The sequence below is a fragment of the Phytopseudomonas argentinensis genome, from assembly GCF_900113905.1.
Classification (GTDB): domain Bacteria; phylum Pseudomonadota; class Gammaproteobacteria; order Pseudomonadales; family Pseudomonadaceae; genus Aquipseudomonas; species Aquipseudomonas argentinensis.
Window position 1 is genome coordinate 1,518,852 of sequence record NZ_FORC01000001.1, and the last position, 22,264, is coordinate 1,541,115.

At 63.8% G+C, this 22,264-nt stretch carries 23 protein-coding genes and 1 tRNA gene; 10 read left to right on the forward strand and 14 right to left on the reverse strand.

The annotated features are described in order from the left end of the window. Positions 1-15: 15 nt before the first annotated feature. Both grxC and BM154_RS06880 read right to left on the reverse strand, forming a co-directional pair. Entirely contained in the window at positions 16-270 is a 255-nt protein-coding gene (gene grxC / locus BM154_RS06875) for a glutaredoxin 3 (RefSeq protein WP_074881595.1), read from the reverse strand. Position 271: 1 nt separating this feature from the next. Beyond that, entirely contained in the window at positions 272-685 is a 414-nt protein-coding gene (locus BM154_RS06880) for a rhodanese-like domain-containing protein (RefSeq protein ID WP_074881596.1), read from the reverse strand. A gap of 214 nt (positions 686-899) precedes the next feature. On the opposite strand from BM154_RS06880, the gene gpmI reads away from it, so the two are divergent. From gpmI to BM154_RS06895, 3 genes are all read left to right on the forward strand, one after another. Beyond that, positions 900-2,435 carry a 2,3-bisphosphoglycerate-independent phosphoglycerate mutase gene (gpmI, locus tag BM154_RS06885; RefSeq protein WP_074881597.1) on the forward strand — a complete coding sequence of 512 codons (1,536 nt, stop codon included), beginning with the start codon at positions 900-902 and terminating at the stop codon, positions 2,433-2,435. A 121-nt stretch (positions 2,436-2,556) separates the two neighbouring features. Then, positions 2,557-3,807, forward strand: a complete 1,251-nt coding sequence (locus BM154_RS06890; RefSeq protein ID WP_074881598.1) for a murein hydrolase activator EnvC family protein — start codon at positions 2,557-2,559, stop codon at positions 3,805-3,807. A gap of 32 nt (positions 3,808-3,839) precedes the next feature. After that, positions 3,840-5,153 (forward strand): S41 family peptidase, encoded by a 1,314-nt coding sequence (locus tag BM154_RS06895; protein WP_074881599.1) that lies wholly within the window; start codon positions 3,840-3,842, stop codon positions 5,151-5,153. A 910-nt stretch (positions 5,154-6,063) separates the two neighbouring features. On the opposite strand, the gene BM154_RS06900 is transcribed toward BM154_RS06895, so the two are convergent. The 8 genes from BM154_RS06900 to BM154_RS06935 all read right to left on the reverse strand — a co-directional run bounded on the left by BM154_RS06900 (position 6,064) and on the right by BM154_RS06935 (position 12,885). Then, a complete protein-coding gene (locus tag BM154_RS06900; protein WP_074881600.1) occupies positions 6,064-6,819 on the reverse strand; it encodes a substrate-binding periplasmic protein in 756 nt (251 codons plus the stop codon). 158 nt (positions 6,820-6,977) lie between these two features. Further along, positions 6,978-7,733 (reverse strand): substrate-binding periplasmic protein, encoded by a 756-nt coding sequence (locus tag BM154_RS06905; RefSeq protein ID WP_074881601.1) that lies wholly within the window; start codon positions 7,731-7,733, stop codon positions 6,978-6,980. A gap of 203 nt (positions 7,734-7,936) precedes the next feature. Next, the gene (gene hisF / locus BM154_RS06910; protein ID WP_074881602.1) at positions 7,937-8,707 is read right to left on the reverse strand and encodes an imidazole glycerol phosphate synthase subunit HisF; all 771 of its coding nucleotides are present in this window, start codon (positions 8,705-8,707) and stop codon (positions 7,937-7,939) included. 77 nt (positions 8,708-8,784) lie between these two features. Further along, positions 8,785-9,522, reverse strand: coding sequence for a 1-(5-phosphoribosyl)-5-[(5-phosphoribosylamino)methylideneamino]imidazole-4-carboxamide isomerase (hisA, locus tag BM154_RS06915; RefSeq protein WP_074881603.1), 738 nt, complete (start codon positions 9,520-9,522; stop codon positions 8,785-8,787). Positions 9,523-9,560: 38 nt separating this feature from the next. Beyond that, positions 9,561-9,815, reverse strand: coding sequence for a DUF2164 domain-containing protein (locus BM154_RS06920; RefSeq protein WP_074881604.1), 255 nt, complete (start codon positions 9,813-9,815; stop codon positions 9,561-9,563). Continuing rightward, positions 9,816-10,454: an imidazole glycerol phosphate synthase subunit HisH gene (gene hisH / locus BM154_RS06925; RefSeq protein ID WP_074881605.1), complete on the reverse strand. Its 639-nt coding sequence runs from the start codon at positions 10,452-10,454 to the stop codon at positions 9,816-9,818. Further along, the gene (gene hisB, locus BM154_RS06930; RefSeq protein ID WP_074882423.1) at positions 10,454-11,047 is read right to left on the reverse strand and encodes an imidazoleglycerol-phosphate dehydratase HisB; all 594 of its coding nucleotides are present in this window, start codon (positions 11,045-11,047) and stop codon (positions 10,454-10,456) included. Before hisB ends, hisH begins: the two co-directional genes overlap by 1 nt. Positions 11,048-11,226: 179 nt before the next feature. After that, positions 11,227-12,885, reverse strand: coding sequence for an OFA family MFS transporter (locus tag BM154_RS06935; protein WP_074881606.1), 1,659 nt, complete (start codon positions 12,883-12,885; stop codon positions 11,227-11,229). Between the two features lie 350 nt (positions 12,886-13,235). Here BM154_RS06935 and BM154_RS06940 point away from each other — a divergent pair, with 350 nt between their 5' ends. The 7 genes from BM154_RS06940 (at position 13,236) to BM154_RS06970 (ending at position 18,862) form a co-directional block, all read left to right on the forward strand. Continuing rightward, entirely contained in the window at positions 13,236-14,342 is a 1,107-nt protein-coding gene (locus tag BM154_RS06940) for an NAD(P)/FAD-dependent oxidoreductase (protein ID WP_074881607.1), read from the forward strand. A gap of 65 nt (positions 14,343-14,407) precedes the next feature. Next, positions 14,408-16,630 (forward strand): AsmA family protein, encoded by a 2,223-nt coding sequence (locus BM154_RS06945; RefSeq protein WP_074881608.1) that lies wholly within the window; start codon positions 14,408-14,410, stop codon positions 16,628-16,630. Continuing rightward, positions 16,627-17,694: an A/G-specific adenine glycosylase gene (gene mutY / locus BM154_RS06950; protein WP_074881609.1), complete on the forward strand. Its 1,068-nt coding sequence runs from the start codon at positions 16,627-16,629 to the stop codon at positions 17,692-17,694. The genes BM154_RS06945 and mutY overlap by 4 nt, the downstream gene beginning before the upstream one ends. Continuing rightward, positions 17,691-17,963, forward strand: a complete 273-nt coding sequence (locus BM154_RS06955; RefSeq protein ID WP_074881610.1) for an oxidative damage protection protein — start codon at positions 17,691-17,693, stop codon at positions 17,961-17,963. The genes mutY and BM154_RS06955 overlap by 4 nt, the downstream gene beginning before the upstream one ends. An 89-nt stretch (positions 17,964-18,052) precedes the next feature. Further along, positions 18,053-18,128: transfer RNA gene (locus tag BM154_RS06960), tRNA-Phe, on the forward strand. Between the two features lie 119 nt (positions 18,129-18,247). Next, positions 18,248-18,568 (forward strand): YdcA family protein, encoded by a 321-nt coding sequence (locus BM154_RS06965; protein ID WP_074881611.1) that lies wholly within the window; start codon positions 18,248-18,250, stop codon positions 18,566-18,568. 108 nt (positions 18,569-18,676) lie between these two features. Continuing rightward, positions 18,677-18,862, forward strand: coding sequence for a hypothetical protein (locus tag BM154_RS06970; protein ID WP_074881612.1), 186 nt, complete (start codon positions 18,677-18,679; stop codon positions 18,860-18,862). A 371-nt stretch (positions 18,863-19,233) separates the two neighbouring features. On the opposite strand, the gene BM154_RS06975 is transcribed toward BM154_RS06970, so the two are convergent. Genes BM154_RS06975 through BM154_RS06990 form a run of 4 tightly spaced genes read right to left on the reverse strand, consistent with a single transcriptional unit; the run spans position 19,234 to position 22,263 of the window. Beyond that, a complete protein-coding gene (locus BM154_RS06975) occupies positions 19,234-19,608 on the reverse strand; it encodes a response regulator (RefSeq protein WP_074881613.1) in 375 nt (124 codons plus the stop codon). Positions 19,609-19,664: 56 nt separating this feature from the next. Further along, complete coding sequence (locus BM154_RS06980; protein ID WP_074881614.1) at positions 19,665-20,867, reverse strand: hybrid sensor histidine kinase/response regulator; 1,203 nt, start codon at positions 20,865-20,867, stop codon at positions 19,665-19,667. Then, a complete protein-coding gene (locus BM154_RS06985; protein WP_074881615.1) occupies positions 20,861-21,448 on the reverse strand; it encodes a chemotaxis protein CheB in 588 nt (195 codons plus the stop codon). Before BM154_RS06985 ends, BM154_RS06980 begins: the two co-directional genes overlap by 7 nt. After that, positions 21,445-22,263 carry a CheR family methyltransferase gene (locus tag BM154_RS06990; protein WP_074881616.1) on the reverse strand — a complete coding sequence of 273 codons (819 nt, stop codon included), beginning with the start codon at positions 22,261-22,263 and terminating at the stop codon, positions 21,445-21,447. Before BM154_RS06990 ends, BM154_RS06985 begins: the two co-directional genes overlap by 4 nt. Position 22,264: the final 1 nt, after the last annotated feature.

Below are 22,264 nucleotides of genomic sequence, written 5' to 3' on the forward strand. Positions count from 1 at the left end.
GGACTTAAAGGGAAATCAGGCGTTGAGCAGCGCGTCGAGCTTGCCGGCCCGTTCCAGGGCGTACAGCTCGTCGCAACCACCTACATGGGTATCACCGATCCATATCTGCGGCACCGAGGTGCGACCGGCCTTGCGCGTCATCTCGGCGCGCACGTCGGGTTTGCCGTCGACACGGATCTCGTCGAACGACACGCTTTTGCTGGTCAACAGCTGCTTGGCGCGGATGCAGTAGGGGCACCAGTCGCTGGAGTAGATCACGACATTTGCCATGTCACTTCACCACGGGCAGGTTATCGCCACGCCAGGTGGCGATGCCGCCGCCCAGGCGCGCGGCGGTGAAACCGGCCTTCTGCAGTTCACGGGCGGCAGTGCCGGCCTGCTGGCCCAGGGCGTCGACGACGATGATGGTCTTGGCCTTGTGCTTTTCCAGCTCGGCCAGGCGCGACGCCAGCTTGTCGTGGGGGATGTTCAGGGCACCGACGATATGGCCGGTGTCGAAATCCTTCTTGCTGCGAATGTCGACCACCACGCCTTCATCGCGGTTGATCAGCGCCGTCACTTCACGGCTGCTCAGGCTTTTGCCGCCCTTGCTCAGTTCGGTGAAGATCAGCAGCGCAAGAATGATGACGAACAGACCGGCTAGGATGAAGTGGTTGGTAGCGAATTCAATCAGGTTGGCAAGCATCACGCGGTTCCGGGGCGGTAAAATGCCGGCCAGTATACACAGCAAGGTGAGTCCACCAAAGGCCGCACGGCGGTGACGGGATCTTTCCGGCGCCGTAGAATGTCTGACCGTTTTCAGTAGGTCGCCTCCCCAGGCGACCGCCTCCGGATCGCCGTGGGCGAGCACGCACTCGCTAGCGGCCTTCATTGCGTACCCCAAGCAGAGCGAGCCCCGTATGAGCGCAGCGCCCAAACCCCTGGTTCTGGTCATTCTCGACGGCTTCGGCCACAGCGACACGCCCGAGCACAACGCCATTTTCGCCGCCAACACGCCGGTCTACGACCGCCTGCGCGCCACCCAGCCCCACGGGCTGATTTCCGGCAGCGGCATGGATGTCGGCCTGCCGGACGGGCAGATGGGCAACTCCGAGGTTGGCCACATGAACCTGGGCGCCGGCCGCGTGGTGTACCAGGACTTCACCCGGGTGACCAAGGCGATCCGCGACGGCGAGTTCTTCGACAACCCGGCGATCACCGGCGCGGTGGACAAGGCGGTTGGCGCCGGCAAGGCCGTGCACATCCTTGGTCTGCTGTCCGACGGTGGCGTGCACAGCCACCAGGACCATATCGTGGCGATGGCCGAGCTGGCCGCGCGACGCGGCGCCGAAAAGATCTACCTGCACGCCTTTCTCGACGGCCGCGACACCGCGCCGAAAAGCGCCCAGGGCTCCATCGAACTGCTCGATGCCACCTTCGCCAGGCTCGGCAAGGGCCGCATCGCCTCGCTGATCGGCCGCTACTTCGCCATGGATCGCGACAACCGCTGGGACCGCGTAGCCCAGGCCTACAACCTGATCGCCGAGGGGCAGAGCCAGTACCAGGCAGAAACCGCCGTGGCCGGCCTGCAAGCCGCCTATGCCCGCGACGAGAGCGACGAATTCGTCAAGGCCACCAGCATCGGCGAGCCGGTGCGCGTCGAGGATGGCGACGCCGTGGTGTTCATGAACTTCCGCGCCGACCGCGCCCGCGAGCTGACCCGCGCCTTCGTCGAGCCGGGCTTCGATGCCTTCGAGCGCGCCCGGGTGCCGCAGACCGCCGGTTTCATCATGCTCACCCAGTACGCTGCGAATATCGATACGCCCAGCGCCTACAAGCCCGAGCCGCTGGTCAACGTGCTTGGCGAATACCTGGCCAACAACGGCAAGACCCAGCTGCGCATCGCCGAGACCGAGAAATACGCCCACGTCACATTCTTCTTCTCCGGCGGCCGTGAAGAGCCCTTCCCGGGCGAAGAGCGCATCCTGATCCCCTCGCCCAATGTCGCCACTTACGATCTGCAGCCGCAGATGAATGCCCCCGAAGTGACCGACAAGATCGTCGATGCCATCGAGCACCAGCGCTACGACGTAATCGTGGTCAACTACGCCAACGGAGACATGGTCGGCCATACCGGCGTGTTCGACGCCGCGGTGGCCGCGGTTGAATGCCTGGACACCTGCGTCGGGCGCATCGTGGCGGCGCTGGAAAAAGTGGGCGGCGAGGCGTTGATCACCGCCGACCACGGCAACGTCGAGCAGATGCAGGACGAGTGCACCGGCCAGGCGCACACCGCCCACACCTGCGAGCCGGTGCCCTTCATCTATGTCGGCAAGCGCCAGGTGAGCATCCGCGAAGGCGGCGTGCTAGCGGACGTGGCGCCGACCATGCTGACGCTGATGGGCCTGCCGATTCCCAAGGAAATGACCGGCACCAGCATCGTCACCCTGAACTGAAGGTAAATCGGCCATCGGTCGACAGTGGCACGCCTTGGGTCGCAATCGACGAGCCGGGGCGTTCTTTTTAATCCGCGCCAAGGGCATACTAGGCGCGTTCCCGCCAGGTACCGCCTGCACCATGCTCCGTGTCCTCACCTTCGCTCTCATGACCAGCCTGCTGGCACCGGCTTTCGCCGATCAGAAAGCCGACACCCAGAAGCAGCTGGAAGCGGCGCGCGCCGACGTCGCCGAATTGAAGAAACTGCTGGAACAACTGCAGCAGGAAAAATCCGGCGTGCAGAAGCAGCTCAAGACCACCGAAACCGAAATGGGTGAGCTGGAGAACCAGGTCAAAGGCCTGCGCGAAGAACTGCAGGACAGCGAAGAAGAGCTCAAGCGCCTCGATCAGGAGAAAAAAAAACTCCAGGGCGCGCGCCTTGAACAGCAACGGCTGATCGGCATCCAGGCCCGCGCCGCCTATCAGGGCGGGCGCCAGGAGTACATCAAGCTGCTGCTCAACCAGCAGAACCCGGAAAAATTCTCCCGCACCCTGACCTATTACGATTACCTCGCCGAAGCGCGCATGGCCCAGCTGACGGCTTTCAACGAGACGCTGCGCCAGTTGGCCAATGTCGAGAAGGACATCAGCCACCACCAGGCGCAGCTGCAGGCGCAGAAAGGCGAACTGGACAGCCGCAGCGCCCAGCTGGCCGAGGTACGCAAGGAACGCCAGCTGGCCCTGGCCAAGCTGAACAAGGATTACGCCGCCCGCGACCAGCGCCTCAAGGCCCGCGAGCAGGAGCAGGCCGAACTCGGCCGCGTGCTCAAGACCATCGAGCAGACCCTCGCCCGCCAGGCCCGCGAAGCCGAGGCCCAGCGCCAGCGCGAACTGGCTGCGGCCCGCGAGAAGCCCAGCGCACCGGCGGCCACCGGCAAACGCGCCGAAAGCGGCCCACTGGTCAGCTCCGGCGCCACCTATGGCGGCCCGTTCGCCAACGCCAAGGGCAAGCTGCCATGGCCGGTCAATGGCCGTCTGGTAGCGAGATATGGAACCCCACGGGGCGAAGACGCTCGGACTAAGTGGGATGGCGTGCTGATCGGCGCCACCGCCGGCAGTCAGGTACGCGCCGTGCATGGTGGACGGGTAGTGTTCGCAGACTGGTTGCGCGGTTCCGGGCTTCTGGTCATTCTCGACCATGGCAACGGTTACCTGACCCTCTACGGGCACAACCAGAGCCTGCTCAAGGATGCCGGAGACATCGTCAAGGCCGGGGATCCCATCGCCACCGTCGGTACCAGCGGCGGCCAGGAAACCCCAGCACTGTATTTCGCGATTCGCCAGCAGGGCCGCGCCAGCGATCCGGCCCAATGGTGTCGGGCGCAAGGATAAGCGCCATCTCATTGTCGTAGGAGTTAGTTCGAATGCCGCATCTGTCTCGCCTCACCTCCCTGGCCCTGGCGATTGCCCTGCTCGGTGGCGCACCTGTGCTGCATGCCGACCAGGCTCCGATCGCCCCGCCGCCAGCCGCCGACCAGAACGCAGCGCCGCTGCCACTGGACGAGCTGCGCACCTTCGCCGAGGTGATGGATCGCATCAAGGCTGCCTACGTGGAGCCGGTCACCGACAAGGAGCTGCTGGAGAACGCCATCAAGGGCATGCTCAGTAACCTCGACCCCCATTCGGCCTACCTCGACCCGAAAGCCTTCGCTGAACTGCAGGAAAGCACCAGCGGCGAATTCGGCGGCCTGGGCATCGAAGTCGGCACCGAAGACGGCTTCATCAAGGTGGTCTCGCCCATCGATGACACCCCTGCCTCCAAGGCCGGCATCCATCCCGGCGACCTGATCGTCAAGATCGACGGCAAGCCGACCAAGGGCCAGTCGATGATGGAAGCCGTGGAACGGATGCGCGGCAAGGCCGGCAGCAAGATCGTCCTGACCCTGGTGCGCGAAGGCGGCAAGCCGTTCGACGTCGAACTGACCCGCGCAGTGATCAAGGTCACCAGCGTACGCAGCCAGATGATCGACCCGGGCTATGGCTACATCCGCGTCACCCAGTTCCAGGTCAACACCGGCGAGGAAGTCGGCAAGGCCCTGAACAAGCTGCGCAAGGAAAACGGCAAGAAGCTCAGCGGCCTGGTGCTCGACCTGCGCAACAACCCCGGCGGCGTGCTGCAGTCGGCCGTGGAAGTGGCCGACCACTTCCTCAAGAAGGGCCTGATCGTCTACACCAAGGGCCGCATCCCCAACTCGGAACTGCGCTTCTCCGCCGACCCGCTGGACGCCAGCGAGGGTGTGCCACTGGTGGTGCTGATCAACGGCGGCAGCGCCTCGGCCTCGGAAATCGTCGCCGGCGCCCTGCAGGACCACAAGCGCGGCATCGTCATGGGCACCGACAGCTTCGGCAAGGGCTCGGTACAGACCGTGCTGCCGCTGAACAACGACCGCGCCCTGAAGATCACCACCGCGCTGTACTTCACCCCCAACGGCCGCTCCATCCAGGCCCAGGGCATCGTCCCGGACGTGGAAGTGGCTCGCGCCAAGCTGACTCGCGAGAGTGACGACCCGAGCCTCAAGGAAGCCGACCTGCAAGGTCACCTGGGCAACGGCAACGGCGGCGCCGACCGGCCAAGCCAGGGCGCCCCCGGCAAGGCGGCCCGCCCGCAGGACGACGACTACCAGTTGAGCCAGGCGCTGAACCTGCTCAAGGGCCTGAACGTCACCCGCGCCGACTGAGCCTCGGTCGCCCCACGAAAGCCCCGGCGCAGGCGACTGCCCCGGGGCTTTTATTGGTCATGGGCGTCGCTGCACCCATGTTGCAGGCCTTGCGATGGGCAAAAGGAAGGTTCTTCGCATTTTTGGGGAATGCTTGGTTGAGACCGGACTGGCAATTAAGTGTTAGCTGTCGATGACTTGGCACTTTCCATTAGCGCGCCGCCTGGCCGGATGGGTTTCGCCCCTTACGGGCGCCTCACTTTCTTTGCTTGTGCAAAGAAAGTAAGCAAAGAAACACACCCCTACATACGGCCCCGGCTGCGCCGGGGTTCCCTCATTCCATCACCACTCCAGGGGCACGCTGCGAAGGGCCATCCCTGGCCCATCGCAGCTCTCGCGACATCCATGTCGCTCAACCCCTTACGCGGTGATTCCAATCGGCCTCCTGAAGGGGACTGGAGCGTCGCCTGTAACATCGCAGCTGAAGAGCAAAGGCATAGACGCTGCCAATTTCAATTTTCGCGGAGATTACTCAAGCTCGCGTTCCGGTCCCGTCAGGAGGCCGAGTGGAGGTGTCGTGTAGGGGGACGAGCCGCATGGATGCGGCGAGAGGCTTAATGGGCCAAGGATGGCCCATGTAAGCCGGCCCCGGAGCGGCGCCGGAACAAGGGGAGTTTCGCGTAGCGAAACCCGGAAGTCGGGGTGCCCTTCTTTGGCACACCTTTCTTGGGCAAGCAAGAAAGGTGTGGCGCCCGTAAGGGGCGCAACACAAAGGTTCAGCAGACACGGTAATGGATAGTGCGAAGCCAGTAAGTGGTACGCACACAAACTTGCCAGTCCGGTATCAGGACTGGCTACCCCGAGACTCCGCGAAGAACCAAAACAAAGCCCGCCACCGCGATCAGCCGTACCGGGCTTTGCTTGGCGCGGCTTACAGGTAGTTGTTGGTCATCTCGTCGATAAAGCCTTCGTTACGCATCTCGTCGAGGGCCTTCTGCAGACGTTGCACCACCTCGTCCGGGGTGTCCTTGTTCAAGGCCAGGTATAGCTCCGCCTCGTTGAAACGCAGCACGGTATTCAGCCCGCTGACGCCCTCCTGCTTGGCCAGGTAGCGGCCGACCGGATCGGTGGTGGCCCACAGGTCGATCTTGCCGCTGGTGAGCTTCTTGACGTTCTCCTGGTCACGCAGGGCATTGACCGGCGCCAGCCCCTGGCTTTCCAGGTGCTGGCTAACTGCGTCGTTCTTGTAGGCGCCGACGGTGTACTGTCCGGCGTCCTTGAGGCTCTTCACGGTCAGGTTATTACCCGGCGCCGAAAGCAGCACCCAGCCGGTCTTGGCCAGTGGGCCAACCCATTTGAACAGCGGCTGGCGTTCGGGGGTGAAGGTGGTGGAGAACAGCCCGTAGTTGGGCTTGTCGAGGGTCAGCTTGTACAGACGATCCCACGGAAAGCGCAGGGTCAGGCTGTACTTGATGCCGGCGCGCTTGAACATCTCGCGGACGATCTCGGCGTTGATACCGTCGATGCCGTCGTCACGGGCGAAGTTCTTGTCGTCCACCGCCATGTTGAACGGCGGGAAGTTCTCGGTCAGCAGCACCACCTTGTAATCGGCGGGCAGTTCGGCCCGAGCCGCACAAGCAACCAAGGTCAGTCCGAGTAGTGCAATGGTCTTCAAGGTGTTCAACATCTGTCGTCCCCGCCACGTGATTATGATTATGGTTGGCGGCCTCCTGCCGAACTACCGACCACCACCTTCCTGGCAATGGCTGCCAACGCTTGCACGCATGCAGCATGAACGATCGTCAGGCAGGCGCCCCCCCTCAGCGCCTGCCCCCTCAAAAGCCGCTAGAGATAGCTGTTGAGTATGCTGTCGACGATGCCCTCTGCACGCATCTTGTCCAGTTCCGACTGCAGCTTCTGTACCACCTCGTCCGGCACGTCCTTGTTCAGTGCCAGATACAGCTGTGCGCTGTTGAACCGCAGGATGGTCTTCAGGCCGCTGACGCCTTCCTGGCGGGCGAGATAACGCCCTGCCGGGTCACCGGTGGCCCACAGGTCGATCTGCCCGGCCATCAGCTTCTTGGCATTTTCCTGATCACGCAACGAGGTCACCGGCTGCAGGCCTTGTTTCTCGAGATGCTCGGCAATCGCGTCACCCTTGTAAGCGCCGATCCGGTACTGCTTGGCCTGCTGCAGGTTGTTCACCACCAGCTTGCTGTCGCCGCGGGCCAGCAGCACCCAGTCGTCCGGGCCGATGGGGCCGACCCACTTGAACAGCGCCTCGCGCTCGGGCAGCCGCGCGGTCACGAACACGCCGTAGTCGGGCTTTTCCAGTGCGAGCTTGTAGATGCGATCCCAGGGAAAGCGCAGGGTCAGGCTGTACTTGATGCCGGCGCGCTTGAACATTTCGCGCACCACGTCGACGGCGATACCATCGACGTTGTCTTCCTGGGCGAAGTTCTTGCCGTTGATCGCCATGTTGTACGGCGGGAAGTTTTCCGTCAGCAACACCACGTTGTAGTTCGGGTCGATTTCGGCGCGCGCCGCCGATGTCATCAAAAGCAGGGCACTTGCCGCTGCCAACCACAGACGTTTGCACATGTACTGGACTACCTGTCATTCAAAAGCGTTGACGGGCGGCCGGAAAGGTAGCGCCCGGAGCGACCGGACGACATGGCGAAGTGGCGAGCTAGACGCTCTGGCTTGGACCCGTTCCTTGTCACTCGGGTACTAGCTTAGCGCCATTAGCGGGCATCCAAAAGGGCAATTGCACCAGGTTGGCCGCCCGCCGACGCCGGCAGGCCTCAGCGCACCACGATTCCGCGGCTGGCCATGTATGCCTTGGCCTCGGGCACCGTGTATTCGCCGAAGTGAAAGATGCTGGCCGCCAGCACCGCAGCGGCCTTGCCTTCGGTGATGCCATCGGCCAGGTGCTGCAGGTTGCCGACGCCACCGGAGGCGATCACCGGAATACCCACGGCCTCACTGATGGCCCGGGTCACGCCCAGGTCATAGCCGCTCTTCACGCCGTCCTGATCCATGCTGGTGAGCAGGATCTCGCCGGCGCCCAGGCCTTCCATCTTCATCGCCCACTGCACGGCATCCAGCCCGGTCGGCTTGCGGCCACCGTGGGTGAAGATTTCCCAGCGCGGCGTCTCGCCCGGCCCGGACACCTTCTTGGCGTCGATGGCCACCACGATGCATTGCGAGCCGAAGCGCGAGGCCGCCTCGCCGACGAACTCGGGGGTGAATACCGCGGCAGTGTTGATCGACACCTTGTCGGCACCGGCATTGAGCAGGTTGCGAATGTCCATCACGGTGCGCACGCCGCCGCCCACGGTCAGCGGGATGAACACCTGGCTGGCCATGCGCTCGACGGTGTGCAGCGTAGTGTCACGGCCATCGACGCTGGCGGTGATGTCGAGAAAGGTAATCTCGTCGGCGCCCTGCTCGTCATAGCGACGGGCGATTTCCACCGGGTCGCCGGCATCGCGGATGTTCTCGAACTTGACGCCCTTGACCACGCGGCCATTGTCGACGTCCAGGCAGGGGATGATGCGTTTAGCCAGTGCCATACGGTGCTCCCGTAGGGTGGGTGCAACCCACCGATAAAGATTGCCTCAGTTACGGCGGGTTTCACCCGCCCTACGGCTCAAGCCTTGAAGTGGTCGCAGAACGCCTGCGCTTCAGCCACGTCCAGGGTGCCTTCGTAGATCGCCCGGCCGGTGATGGCGCCGACGATGCCCGGCGAGCGGGCCAGCAGCAGCTTCTCGATATCGCCCAGGTTGTGGATACCGCCCGAGGCGATCACCGGGATGCGGCTGGCGGCGGCCAGGGCGGCGGTGGCTTCAACGTTGCAGCCCTGCATCATGCCGTCCTTGGCGATGTCGGTGTAGACGATCGCCGAGACGCCATCGGCTTCGAAACGCCTGGCCAGGTCGGTGGCCTGCACGCTGCTGACTTCAGCCCAGCCATCGGTGGCGACGAAGCCGTCCTTGGCGTCCAGGCCGACGATGACCTTGCCCGGGAAGGCCTTGCAGGCCTCGGTGACGAACTGCGGATCCTTCACCGCCTTGGTGCCGATGATCACGTAGCTGACGCCGGCCTTGACGTAGTGCTCAATGGTTTCCAGGGAACGGATACCGCCGCCGATCTGGATCGGCAGGTTCGGGTAGCGCTTGGCGATGGCAGTGACAACCTCGCCGTTGACCGGCTGGCCTTCGAAGGCGCCATTGAGGTCGACCAGGTGCAGGCGACGGCAACCGCCTTCGACCCATTTGGCAGCCATGCTCACCGGGTCATCGGAGAACACCGTGGAATCTTCCATGCGGCCCTGGCGCAGGCGCACGCAGGCGCCGTCCTTGAGGTCGATAGCGGGAATAATCAGCATCTGCACACCTTGTCTCGTCTAGTCAGCCGTAGCTGGAGTCAGTCTTTCTCGAGCGCCCACAGGTCGACTTCGAGGCTTTCGAAGCGCTCGCGCAGCAAACTGTGCGCATCGGTGACCGCTCGGTTGTAGTAATGCGGGGCGATATCGCGGCCAAACAGCTCAAGCAATTCCAGCACCTCGAAGGAGCCCAGCTCCAGCTCGAAACGCTCGCTCAGAAAGCGCTGCAGCTTGTGCACCGCATCGCTTTCCTGCTCGGGTGTGAGCGTAAGGATCGGCGCCTTGAGCCTGGCCATCTACCAGCGGCCATCCCAGGCGGCGAAGTTCTGCAGCAACTGCAGGCCGTGGGTGTGGCTCTTCTCCGGGTGGAACTGCACGGCGAAGCGCGAACCGTCGGCCAGGGCCGCGGCGAAGTCCTTGCCGTAGTGGCCACGGCCGACCACCTGCTGCGCCTTGGCAGCCTCGATGTAGTAGCTGTGCACGAAGTAGAAGCGCGCCTGATCCGGAATGCTGTGCCACAGCGGATGCTTGATCGCCTGGCTCACCTCGTTCCAGCCCATATGGGGGACTTTCAGCGGCTCGCCGTCCTCGACCATGTTCTTGCCGAAGAAGCGCACCTGGCCGGGAAACAGGCCGATGCAGTCGACGCCGTCGTTCTCTTCACTGCGCTCGAGCAGCGCCTGCATGCCCACGCAGATACCCAGGAACGGGCGATCCTGGCTGACTTCACGCACCAGCTCGTCGAAGCCCAGGCGACGGATCTCGGCCATGCAGTCGCGGATCGCGCCGACGCCTGGAAACACCACGCGATCGGCCTCGCGGATCACCTGGGCGTCGCTGGTCACCAGTACCCGGCCCGCACCGACGTGCTCCAGGGCCTTGGCCACCGAGTGCAGGTTGCCCATGCCGTAGTCGATGACGGCTACCGTCTGCATCAGAGCACGCCCTTGGTCGAGGGCATCTGCCCGGCCATGCGCGGGTCAAGTTCGACGGCCATGCGCAGGGCGCGGCCGAAGGCCTTGAACACGGTCTCGATCTGGTGGTGAGTGTTCACACCACGCAGGTTGTCGATGTGCAGGCTGACCTGGGCGTGGTTGACGAAGCCCTGGAAGAACTCCTGGAACAGGTCGACATCGAAGCCGCCGACCACCGCGCGGGTGAACGGCACGTGCATCTGCAGGCCAGGGCGGCCGGAGAAGTCGATGACCACGCGCGACAGCGCCTCATCCAGCGGCACGTACGAGTGGCCGTAGCGAGTCATGCCTTTCTTGTCGCCAACCGCCTTGGCGAACGCCTGGCCAAGGGTGATGCCGACGTCTTCGACGGTGTGGTGATCATCGATGTGCAGGTCGCCCTTGCAGTAGATGTCCAGGTCGATCAGGCCATGACGGGCGATCTGGTCGAGCATGTGCTCGAAGAACGGCACGCCGGTATCGAAGCTGGCCTTGCCGCTGCCATCCAGATTGATCGAGACCTTGATCTGGGTCTCCAGGGTATTGCGCTCGACGGATGCCGTACGTTCGGCCATCACCTGCTCCACAAAATCGTTGGGCGAAAGGGCGAACATTATAGGCTGATAAGCGGCAAAGCTATAAAGCCACACGGCGAAAATGGAGGAAAAACGCTCCGCTCGGCTCGCAAAACCGACAGGCATAAAAAATCCCGCGGCGCACGAGGCGCTCGCGGGATCATTGCGGCGGCGAACTGTTACTGGAACAGAACGACGGTCTTCTGCAGGGTGATCCACACACCCCAGGCCAGCGGGATACCCACGGCCAGCCAGGCAGCGATCACCAGCGGCTTGCTCGACGGATCGGCAGCCCACTCCAGTTCGGCAGCGGACGGCTTGGATTTCTCGCCATGGGCGCGCTCGGCGGCCAGCTCTGCGTCAGTCATGAAGTACTTCGGATCCACCGGGCGGACCAGCAGGTTGCAGATGAAGCCCAGCACCAGCAGGCCAGCGAGGATGTACAGGGTGATGTCGTAAGCGGCAGCGCGTTCGACGCCGATGCTCAGCTGATATTCACGCAGGTAGTTGACCAGCACCGGACCCAGTACGCCTGCGAAGGCCCAGGCAGTCAGTAGGCGACCGTGGATGGCACCGACCATCTGGGTACCGAACAGGTCGGCCAGGTAAGCCGGAACGGTCGCGAAGCCACCACCGTACATGGACAGGATCAGGCAGAAGGCGAACACGAACAGCGCGATGCTGCCCAGGTGACCGGTCCACGGAACCAGCGCGTACAGGGTGAAGCCCAGCGCGAAGAACACGAAGTAGGTCGCCTTGCGGCCGATCAAGTCGGAGAACGAAGCCCAGAAGAAACGGCCACCGATGTTGAACAGGCTCAGCAGGCCGGTGAAGCCGGCCGCGATGGCGGCGATCTGGCCCAGCTGGGCAGCGTCCAGCTGGCTGAACGGCACATTCAGGCCGATCAGCTTGCCGCCGAAGACTTCCTGCAGCATGGGCGAAGCCATGCCGATGATGCCGATACCGGCCGATACGTTCAGGCACAGTACGGCCCAGACCAGCCAGAATTGCGGGGTTTTCCACGCGGTGTTCACATGGACATGGCCCTTGGTGATCATCGCGTTGTTGGCCTTGGCAGCCGGCGCGACCCAGCCGGCAGGTTTCCAGCCGGTTGGTGGAACGCGGTAAGCCAGGGCGCCGCCGACCATGAAGATGAAGTAGATCACCGCCATGACCACGAAGCTCTGCCATACGCCGACGCTGGTTTCATTGGCGAAGTGGCCCATCAGCGCTGCCGCCAGGGGAGCACCGACCATCGCGCCGCCACCGAAGCCCATGATGGCCATACCGGTGGCCATGCCGCGCTTGTCCGGGAACCACTTGATCAGCGTCGATACCGGGGAGATGTAGCCCAGGCCAAGACCGATACCACCGATCACCCCGGAACCGACCCACATCAGCCAGATCTGGTGGGTATAGATACCCAGCGCGGAGATCAGCAGACCGCCACACCAGCAAACCGCCGAAACCAGGCCGGCCTTACGCGGGCCTGCGTGTTCCAGCCAGCCACCCCATACGGCAGCCGCGCAACCCAGGAACACGAAGAACAGGGTGTAGATCCAGCCCAGCATGGAGATCTGCCAGTCGCAGTTGCTGGCGAAGATCTGTTCGAAGAAACCGATGTCAGCCGCACATGCCACTGGCGCGGTGATACCAATGGCCTTGGACAGCGGCAGCCAGAACACGGAGAACCCGTAGGCCATGCCGATGCACAGGTGGATGGCGAGGGCAGCTGGCGGAACCAGCCAGCGGTTGAAACCGGGCTTGGCGATGATACGTTCCTTGGACAGGAATGCAGGCGTCGCCGAAGCACCGTTTTGCACGGTGGCGTCAGTCATGTTTTCTTCTCTGATTAGGTTGGCAAACAGGTATTAACTGGCAACGCCTCGAAAGAAGCGCAACCAAACAACAAGTAAGTACGGGAGAATCCATTCGCGCTAGCTGAACGCTAGCTTCCCCGCGGCATTGTGTCACATCGCCATGGTGATTGCGCAACCTCCCAGGCAGCTCTTTTATGGATCTGTCGCCCATTTCTCACCTACAACTGCGGTTTTTGGCGACGACCGGTCATTGGCAGCCCGACCGTGGCTCAGCAGACACCGCGCCGCGAGCCCGCACCTTAGCGACTGGCCATGACGATTGCATTGCGCCAAGCTTGCAGGCCCGACCGCCAGGGCACAGGAGCATCATGGACAGCATCGACACCCTGATCATCGGCGCCGGCGCGCTGGGCCTGGCCTGCGCCGCCAGACTGGCGACACCCGAGCGCAGCACGCTCATCGTCGAGCAGGAAGCCTTGATAGGCAGCCATACCTCCAGCCGCAATTCGGAGGTGATCCATGCCGGCCTCTACTACCCACCCGGGTCGCTGAAAGCCGAACTGTGCCTGGAAGGCCGCGAGCGCCTGTACGCCTGGTGCGCGCGCTGGCAGGTGGCGTACCGGCGCATCGGCAAGCTGCTGGTGGCCGTCGACGACGCGGAACGCGGCCAACTCGCCGCGCTGCTCGGCAATGCCCAGGCCTGTGGCGTGCATACGCTTGAGGCGCTCGAAGGCGCAGCGCTGAAACGCCTCGAGCCCGCGGTGCGGGGTGTGGCCGCGCTGTTTTCGCCCGATACGGGCATCATCGACAGCCATGCCTTCATGCAGTCGCTGCTGGCCTACGCCGAAAACCAGGGCGCGCAGCTGGTGCTGCACACCCAGGTAAACGGCTTGGTGCGCGAAAGCGACGGCTGGCGGGTCGACGGCATCAGCGGAGGCGAAGCCTTCACCCTCAAGGCCCAGCGGGTGGTCAACGCCGCCGGGCTGTTCGCCCAGACACTGGCCGAGCGCACCCAGGGCATCGCGCCACGAGACATACCGCGCCTGTACCTGTGCCAGGGTAACTACTTCACCTACAGTGGTCGATCGCCCTTCAGCCACCTTATCTATCCAATGCCGGAGGCCAACACCAGCGGGCTGGGCATCCACGCCACGCTGGACCTGGCCGGCCAGGTGCGCTTCGGCCCCGATACCCGGTACCTCGACAGCCTCGACTATCAGGTCGACGAACGCCTGCGCGAGCGCTTCGCTCAGGCCGTGCGTCGCTATTTCCCGGCACTGGACAGCGCCCGCCTGGCTCCCGGTTACGCAGGCGTGCGCCCCAAGCTCAGCGGCCCTGGGCAAAGCGCCGAGGATTTTGTGCTGCAAACCGCCGCCGAGCATGGTCTACCAGGACTGGTGAATCTGTTCGGCATCGAATCGCCAGGGCTGACGGCCAGCCTGGCCATCGCCGAACGGGTTGCTCGAAGCCTTTAACCCTGGGGCCGCCCTGGGCGTTATACTCGCGGATTCAAATTCTCGTCACTGCATAGGACTCGTCCATGAAAGCGCTCGGCAAAATCCTGGGTCTGTTCTTCCTCGGACTACTGCTGATCATCGTGGCGTTGGGCTTTGCCCTGACTCACCTCTTCGATCCCAACGATTACAAGGATGAAATCCGCCAACTGGCAAGGGACAAGGCCAACCTCGAGTTGACCCTCAACGGCGACATTGGCTGGAGCCTGTTCCCCTGGTTGGGTCTGGAACTGACCGACGCCACCCTGGCCAGCGCCAGCACGCCGGACAAACCATTCGCCAACCTGCGCCTGCTCGGCCTGTCGGTGCGTGTGTTGCCGCTGCTGCGCAAGGAAGTGCAGATGAGCGACATCCGCGTCGACGGCCTGAACCTCGACCTGCAGCGCGACGAAAACGGCCACGGCAACTGGGAAGACGTCGGCCGCCCGGCCGCCAGACCAGGCGAAATGCCGGCCGAGCAGACTGCCGGCAATGACGCATCGCAAACGCCAAGCGAGCCGACCCAGGAAAGCGGCGGCCAGCCGATCAAGCTGGATATCGACAGCCTGATCGTCAATGGCGCTCGGGTGGACTACCGCGACGCCCAGAAGGGCCAGCAATTCAGCGCCGAAAGCATCCAGCTCACCACTGGCGCGATCCGCGAAGGCGCCGGTGTGCCGATCAAGCTCAGCGCCTTCTTTGGCAGCAACCAGCCGGTCATGCGTGCGCGCACCGAACTGCAGGGCGAACTGCGCTTCGACCGCGCCCTCAAGCGCTACCAGCTCGAAGATGCGCGCCTGTCCGGCGAGGCCTCCGGCGAGCCGTTCAATGGCCAGACCCTGACCTACGCTGCACAGGGCCAACTGCTGGTCGACCTGGCCGCGCAGGTGGCCGAGTGGAACGGCCTCAAGCTGTCGGCCAACCAGCTGCGAGCCCTGGGCGAACTGAAGGTTCGCGACCTGCAGAGCGAGCCGAAGCTGTCCGGCGGCCTGTCCGTGGCGCAGGTCAACCTGCGCGAATTCCTCGCCAGCCTTGGCCAGAAGCTGCCACCGATGAGCGACGAGAAAACCCTGGCGCAATTCGAGCTGGTCACCCAGCTGGGTGGCACCGCCAACAGCCTGTCGCTGGACGAGCTGACCCTCAAGCTCGATGACAGCACCTTTACCGGCAAGATCGCCGTGGCCGATTTCGCCAAGCAGGCGCTGCGCGTGCAGCTCAAGGGCGACAAGCTCGACCTCGACCGCTACCTGCCACCCGCCGGCAAGGACGCCGACTCGGCGCGCAAGGCCGAGGTCCGTGAAACCGTCGCCAATGCCGGCCAGGCCGGTACCACGCCGGTGCCCAACGCACCGACCCAGCACGCCTGGAGTTCCAGCGAAGTGCTGCCGATCCCGACCCTGCGCAAACTCGATATGCAGGCCGACCTGACTCTCGCCCAGTTGACCCTGCAGAAGCAGGCGCTCAGCGACGTCAGCCTCAAGGCCCGCGGCCAGGGGGGCGCGTTGAAACTCGAAGAGCTGCGCGGCAAGCTTGGCAAGGGCAGCTTCGCCATCAGGGCCGATGCCGACGTGCGCCCCGCCGTGCCGGTGCTCAGCCTGCATACCCAGTTGAGCGGCATGCCGGTCGAACCTTTCCTCAAGGACGAGCAGCGCCCCTCGCCGCTCAAGGGCCTGCTCGACCTGAACAGCGACCTGACCACCAGCGGCAACAGCCAGAAAGCCTGGGTCGATGCCCTCAACGGCAGCGCCAGCTTCATGCTCAAGGATGGCGTGCTGGTTGACGCCAACCTGGAGCAGCAGTTGTGCCGTGGCATCTCCACCCTTAACCGCAAGCAGTTGAGCGGCGAGCCACGCAGCAAGGACACACCGTTCGAGCGCCTGCAGGGCAGCCTCAGCATCCGCAACGGCGTGGCCAACAACCCCGACCTGCAGGCACGCATTCCCGGCCTGAGTGTGGCCGGCAACGGCGACCTCGACCTGCGCGTACTGGGCCTGGACTACCGCGTCGGCATCACCATCGAAGGCGACCAGCGCGAAATGCCGGATCCGGCCTGCGAGGTCAACCAGCGCTACGTCGGCATCGCCTGGCCGCTGCACTGCCGCGGCCCACTGGAGCTCGGTGCCAAGGCCTGTCGCCTGGATCAGGAAGGCATGGGCAAGGTCGCCGCCAAGCTGGCCGGTGATCGCATCAACGAAAAGCTCGAAGAGAAGCTCGGCGACAAGGTCAGCCCGGAGCTGAAAGACGCACTCAAGGGCCTGTTCAACCGATGACCCCCGAGCAATTCTCCAGCGCCGTACTGCGCTGGTACGACACGCACGGCCGCAAGGACCTGCCCTGGCAACAGAACATCACGCCCTACCGTGTGTGGGTCTCGGAGATCATGCTGCAGCAGACCCAGGTCAGCACCGTGCTCGGCTACTTCGACCGCTTCATGACCGCGCTACCCACCGTGCGCGACCTGGCCGAAGCGCCGGAGGACGAAGTGCTGCATCTGTGGACCGGCCTGGGTTACTACACCCGCGCCCGCAACCTGCAGAAGACCGCACAGATCGTCATGGCCGAGCACGGTGGCGAGTTTCCACGCAGCGTCGAAGCCCTCACCGAACTGCCCGGCATCGGCCGCTCCACCGCCGGCGCCATCGCCAGCCTGAGCATGGGCCTGCGCGCGCCGATTCTCGACGGCAACGTCAAGCGTGTGCTGGCCCGCTTCGTCGCCCAGGAAGGCTACCCGGGCGAGCCCAAGGTGGCCAAGCAGCTGTGGGCCGTGGCTGAACGCTTTCTGCCCGAGGAGCGCGTCAACCATTACACCCAGGCGATGATGGACCTAGGCGCCACGCTCTGTACGCGCAGCAAGCCCACCTGCCTGCTCTGCCCGGTGCAGAGCGGCTGCGAGGCGCACCTGCTGGGCCTGGAAATCCGCTACCCGATCACCAAGCCGCGCAAGGAGCTGCCACAGAAGCGCACTCTGATGCCGATACTGGCCAGCCGCGAAGGCGCCATCCTGCTCTATCGACGCCCCTCGACCGGCCTCTGGGGCGGTCTGTGGAGCCTGCCGGAACTCGATGATCTCGAAGCGCTGCAATCGCTCGCCGACCAGCACCAATTGCAACTCGGCGACCGCCGCCAACTTGACGGTTTGACTCACACTTTCAGCCACTTCCAGCTGGCCATCGATCCCTGGCTGATCGAGGTCGACGGCGTACCAGGCTTCGTGGCCGAGGCCGACTGGCTCTGGTATAACCTCGCCACCCCGCCGCGCCTGGGCCTCGCCGCCCCGGTCAAGAAACTGCTCAAACGCGCGGCCGACGCATTGAATACAGGAGAAATGGCATGACCCGCACCGTGATGTGCCGCAAGCACAAACAGCAACTCCCCGGTCTCGATCGCGCGCCCTACCCTGGCGCCAAGGGCGAAGATATCTTCCAGAACGTCTCCAAGCAGGCCTGGGACGAGTGGCAGAAGCACCAGACCCTGCTGATCAACGAGCGCCGTCTGAACATGATGAATGCCGAAGACCGCAAATTCCTGCAGGCCGAGATGGACAAGTTCCTGTCCGGCGAAGACTACGCCCAGGCCGAAGGCTACGTGCCGCCCAGCGAATAAGGCCTGAAGACGTAAGCGCCCGGAATATTTAAATATTTTCCAAAAAAGGTTTGACACCCCAAGGCGAAAACCGTTTAATACGCGCCGTTGCCCAGGTAGCTCAGTCGGTAGAGCAGGGGATTGAAAATCCCCGTGTCGGCGGTTCGATTCCGTCCCTGGGCACCACCTTTCTTCTCAGGTGGTGCAGGCATCACATGAGAAATATAGAGAACCGGCCTTGAGCCGGTTTTTTATTGCCTGCAATTTATCCCCTCCCCTGGCGCTTCAAGGCTGGAGCCGTGCGCATGAGCATTCGCCTGATCGGATTGTTGGTGCTCCTGCTTACGCTGCCCATGCTGGGCGATGCCGCCAACACGCCATGCTCGGGCAGCAAGGGCGGCATCGCGCGCTGCGAGGGCCCGCTGTTTCTCTGCAATGACGGCTCGATCAGCGGCAGCAAGCGCGACTGCAGTGCCGAACGACCGGGCGCAGGCAGCACAGCGCTGCGAGCCACCGGCAATGTTGCCAGCGACTGCCCCTGTGGCGGCGGAACACTCTGCACCGGGCCGCGAGGCGGCCAGTACTGCGTGACCCGCAGCGGCACCAAGAGCTATCGGCGCAGATAAGCGAGCCGCGCCCGCCTGGCGGATACGCTGAACGCGCACCCTAGCTGCGCGCTCCACATGGCATTGCCCGCGCAGATAGCAGCGGGCCTTATGCAACCGGAGCCAGCCATGCACCTCAATATCGCCCTGAATGCCGCCAACGACCCGAAGCAGCCGCCGGCCGAGCCCCACGAGACGCCAATCAACGATCCGGGTAACGAGGATCCGGGCTCCATCGTCGACGACCCGGATAGCCCGTTCAGCCCGCAGCGACCTATCGAGGAGCCGGGCAAGCCTGCGCCGGAAAAGCGTTGAATTAGCGAATTCGCGGGCGTGGCCCGCTCCCACAGGAGGTGTGCGGCGCCGACAGGTGCTTCAGCTTACGGCCTTGTCGATTGGGTTGAACGCAGGAATAGCTGAGGGTCGCCAAAGGTAAGGGTGTTTGTTGGGGCGCTTGGTGGGTTTCGGCGAGGGAAGATGCGCACCGGACGTCAGATCGGGTAGCGCCTTCACCCACCCTACGTACCGGCCATACCTGCGATGGCGCTCCACCATCGTTCGCGCGCATGCCGCGCTTCCGCAGATGACGGCTGTAGATAGCTGATTCAGGCCAGAGTTAGAGGCTGTGGGAGCGGGCCATGCCCGCGAGTTCATGGACCCACCTCAGGAAGCGGCCGCCTCCCTCCTCAATCAAGCAGATGGGCGATCTGCGTGCTCAGGGTTTCCAGCGTGAAGGGCTTGCTCAGCAGCGGTGCAGAGTCGAGCAGTGCGCTGCCGGTCTCGCGCACTTCGGCGGGGTGGCCGCTGATGAAGATCACCTTCAGATCCGGGCGCAGTAGCAGGGCCGGTTCGGCGATGCGCACGCCGGATACGCCGCCGGGCAGGCGGAAGTCGCTGATCAACAGGTCCAGGTGCGGCTTGGTGGCGAGGATGGCGAAGGCGTCGGTGGCGCAGTCGGCCTGCAGCACGCTGTAGCCTTCACTCTGCAGGTACTCGGCCAGCAGCATGAGCAGCAGCGGGTCGTCTTCGACGACCAGTACGGTTCGTGTCACATCACTCATTGCCCTGCTCCTGGCGATTTCGGCTCCTTCGCTTCGACCCTTGCGGCGCAGCGAGTTCAACCTATCTCCACGCGCTTGCCGCGTGGCAGCCAGACGCTGAACAGCGAGCCTTGCCCCAAACTGCTCTGCACTTCGATGCGCCCGCCATGGGCCTTGACGATCTGGTCGGAGATGAACAGCCCCAATCCCAGCCCTGCCACGGACTCGCTGCTGACCGCGCGCTCGAACTGCTGGAAGATGCGCCGCTGGTTTTCCAGGGAAATACCGATGCCGTGATCACGCACCTCGACACGCACACCGCCCTCGTCGGCACGGGCACGTACTTCGATGGGCCGCCCGGCGCCATAACGCAGGGCGTTGCTGAGCAGGTTGCTGATCACCTGTTCGATGCGGAACTGATCCCAGCTGCCGTGCAGCACTTCATCGCTATCGAGCTGCAGGTCGCAGCCGGCCACGGCCATCTGTTGGGCGAAGTTCTCGGCAACGTTGCGCACGGTCTGCGCCAGGTCGAACTCCACCGGGCGGATCGACAGCTTGCCAGTGCGGATGCGTGATACGTCGAGCATGTCCTCGATCAGGCGTATCAGGCTGTGGATCTGCCGCTCGTCGCGATCGAACATGGCACCGAGCTTGTCCTCGCTGAACGCGGTGAGGTTGCCCTTGGCCAGGTGCATCTTGCGCAGCTGGGTGTCGAGGATCAGGCCGTTGAGCGGTGTGCGCAGTTCGTGGGAGACGATGGACATGAAGTCGTCGCGCATGCGCACCGCATGCTGCAGCTCGCCCTGGGTCGAACGCAGCTCGGCCAGCAGGGCATCCTGCTCCTGGCGTGCACGCTCGAGTGCCTCGAGCTGCTGGGCCATGACCTTGCGCTGGCGATAGAGGTCGACGAACACCGCCACTTTGCTCTGCACCGCCTGGATATCCAGCGGCTTGTAGAGGAAGTCCACCGCACCGCTCTCGTAGCCCTTGAAGGCGTAGTTCATCTCGCGCCCGGCGGCGCTGACGAAGACGATGGGGATGTGCTTGGTCTTTTCCGTGCCGCGCATCAGCTCGGCCAGTTCGAAGCCGTTCATGCCCGGCATCTGCACGTCGAGAATGGCCAGGGCGAACTCGTGCTCGAGCAGCAGCACCAGTGCATCGTCGGCACATTGCGCCTTGAACACTTCGCGATCATCGCGGCGGATCAATGCCTCCAGCGCCAGCAGGTTTTCCGGCAGGTCGTCGACGATCAGTAGTTTGCATCCGGTGCTACTCAACATGGGCGTGAGTCCAGTTCGGCTAGCAATGCGAGAATGCCCCGCAAAGGAAGAAGGTAATCGGGCTGATGCAGTGCCAAGGCCGCTTCGGGCATGGTCGCAACCTGTGCCTCCTGCGGATCCTGCACCACGGTCACACCACCCCGCTGTTTTATTGTGTAAAGCCCCGCGGCGCCGTCCTGGTTGGCGCCCGTCAGCAAGATGCCCAACGCCTTTGCACCATAGGCATCGGCGGCTGACTCGAACAGGTAGTCGATCGACGGCCGAGAAAAATGCAGAGGTTCTTCGCGACTGTAGGAAAAGCTGCGATCGGCTTCGATGCACAGGTGATAACCGGGCGCTGCGAAATACAGCGTGCCCGGCTGCAGCACTTCCTTGTCTTGCGCCTCCTTGACCCGCAGCGCCAGGCGACGGGCGAACAGATCCGGCAACAGGCTTTCCCTGCCATCGGGCAGGTGCAGCACCACCACCAGCGGTAAACCATAGTTGGCCGGCAGCCCTTCGAACAGGCCGAGCAACGCTTCCACGCCACCTGCCGAGGCACCGATCACCACCACCTCGGGCTTGCGGGCAGGCGCGTTCATAACTTGCGAAACACTCGTTCCTGGCGATTCAGGGCCTCGAAGCGCCCGGCGTACGCCGAGAAATCCAGGCTTTCCTTGCTGCCCAGGCCGAGAAAGGCGCGATGCCCGAGAGACTCGTGGAACAACCCGAAGGCGCGGTCCTGCAGGGTCTTGTTGAAGTAGATCAGCACATTGCGACAGGAGATGAACTGGGTTTCCGAGAACACGCTGTCAGTAGCCAGGCTGTGATCGGCAAAGGTCACGTTGGCACACAGGAAGCGCTCGAACAGGGCGCCATCATAGGCGGCGGTGTAGTAGTCGGAAAGCGAGCCCTTGCCACCGGCGCGCTGATAGTTCTCGCTGTACAGGCGCATGTTGTCGATCGGAAAGATGCCGCGCTTGGCCTTGTCCAGCGAACGCGGGTTGATGTCGGTGGCGTAGATGATCGAGCGTTCCAGCAGGCCCTCCTCGTGGAGCAGGATGGCCAGCGAATAGACCTCCTCACCGGTGCTGCAGCCAGCCACCCAGAGCTTGAGCGACGGGTAGGTGCGCAGGAACGGCACCACCTCCTGACGCAGCGCCAGGAAGTAGGACGGGTCGCGGAACATCTCGCTGACCGGGATGGTGAGAAACTGCAGCAGCTGCATGAATGCCGACGGATCATGGATGATCCGCGCCTGCAGCTCGGAGATGCTCGCGCAGTCGAACTGGCCCATGGCGTGCACGATCCGGCGCTTGAGTGAAGAACCGGAATAGTCGCGAAAGTCGTAGCTGTACTGCAGGTAGATCGCCTCGATCAGCAGCCGCAGCTCGATATCCTGCGTACGGTCGGACATG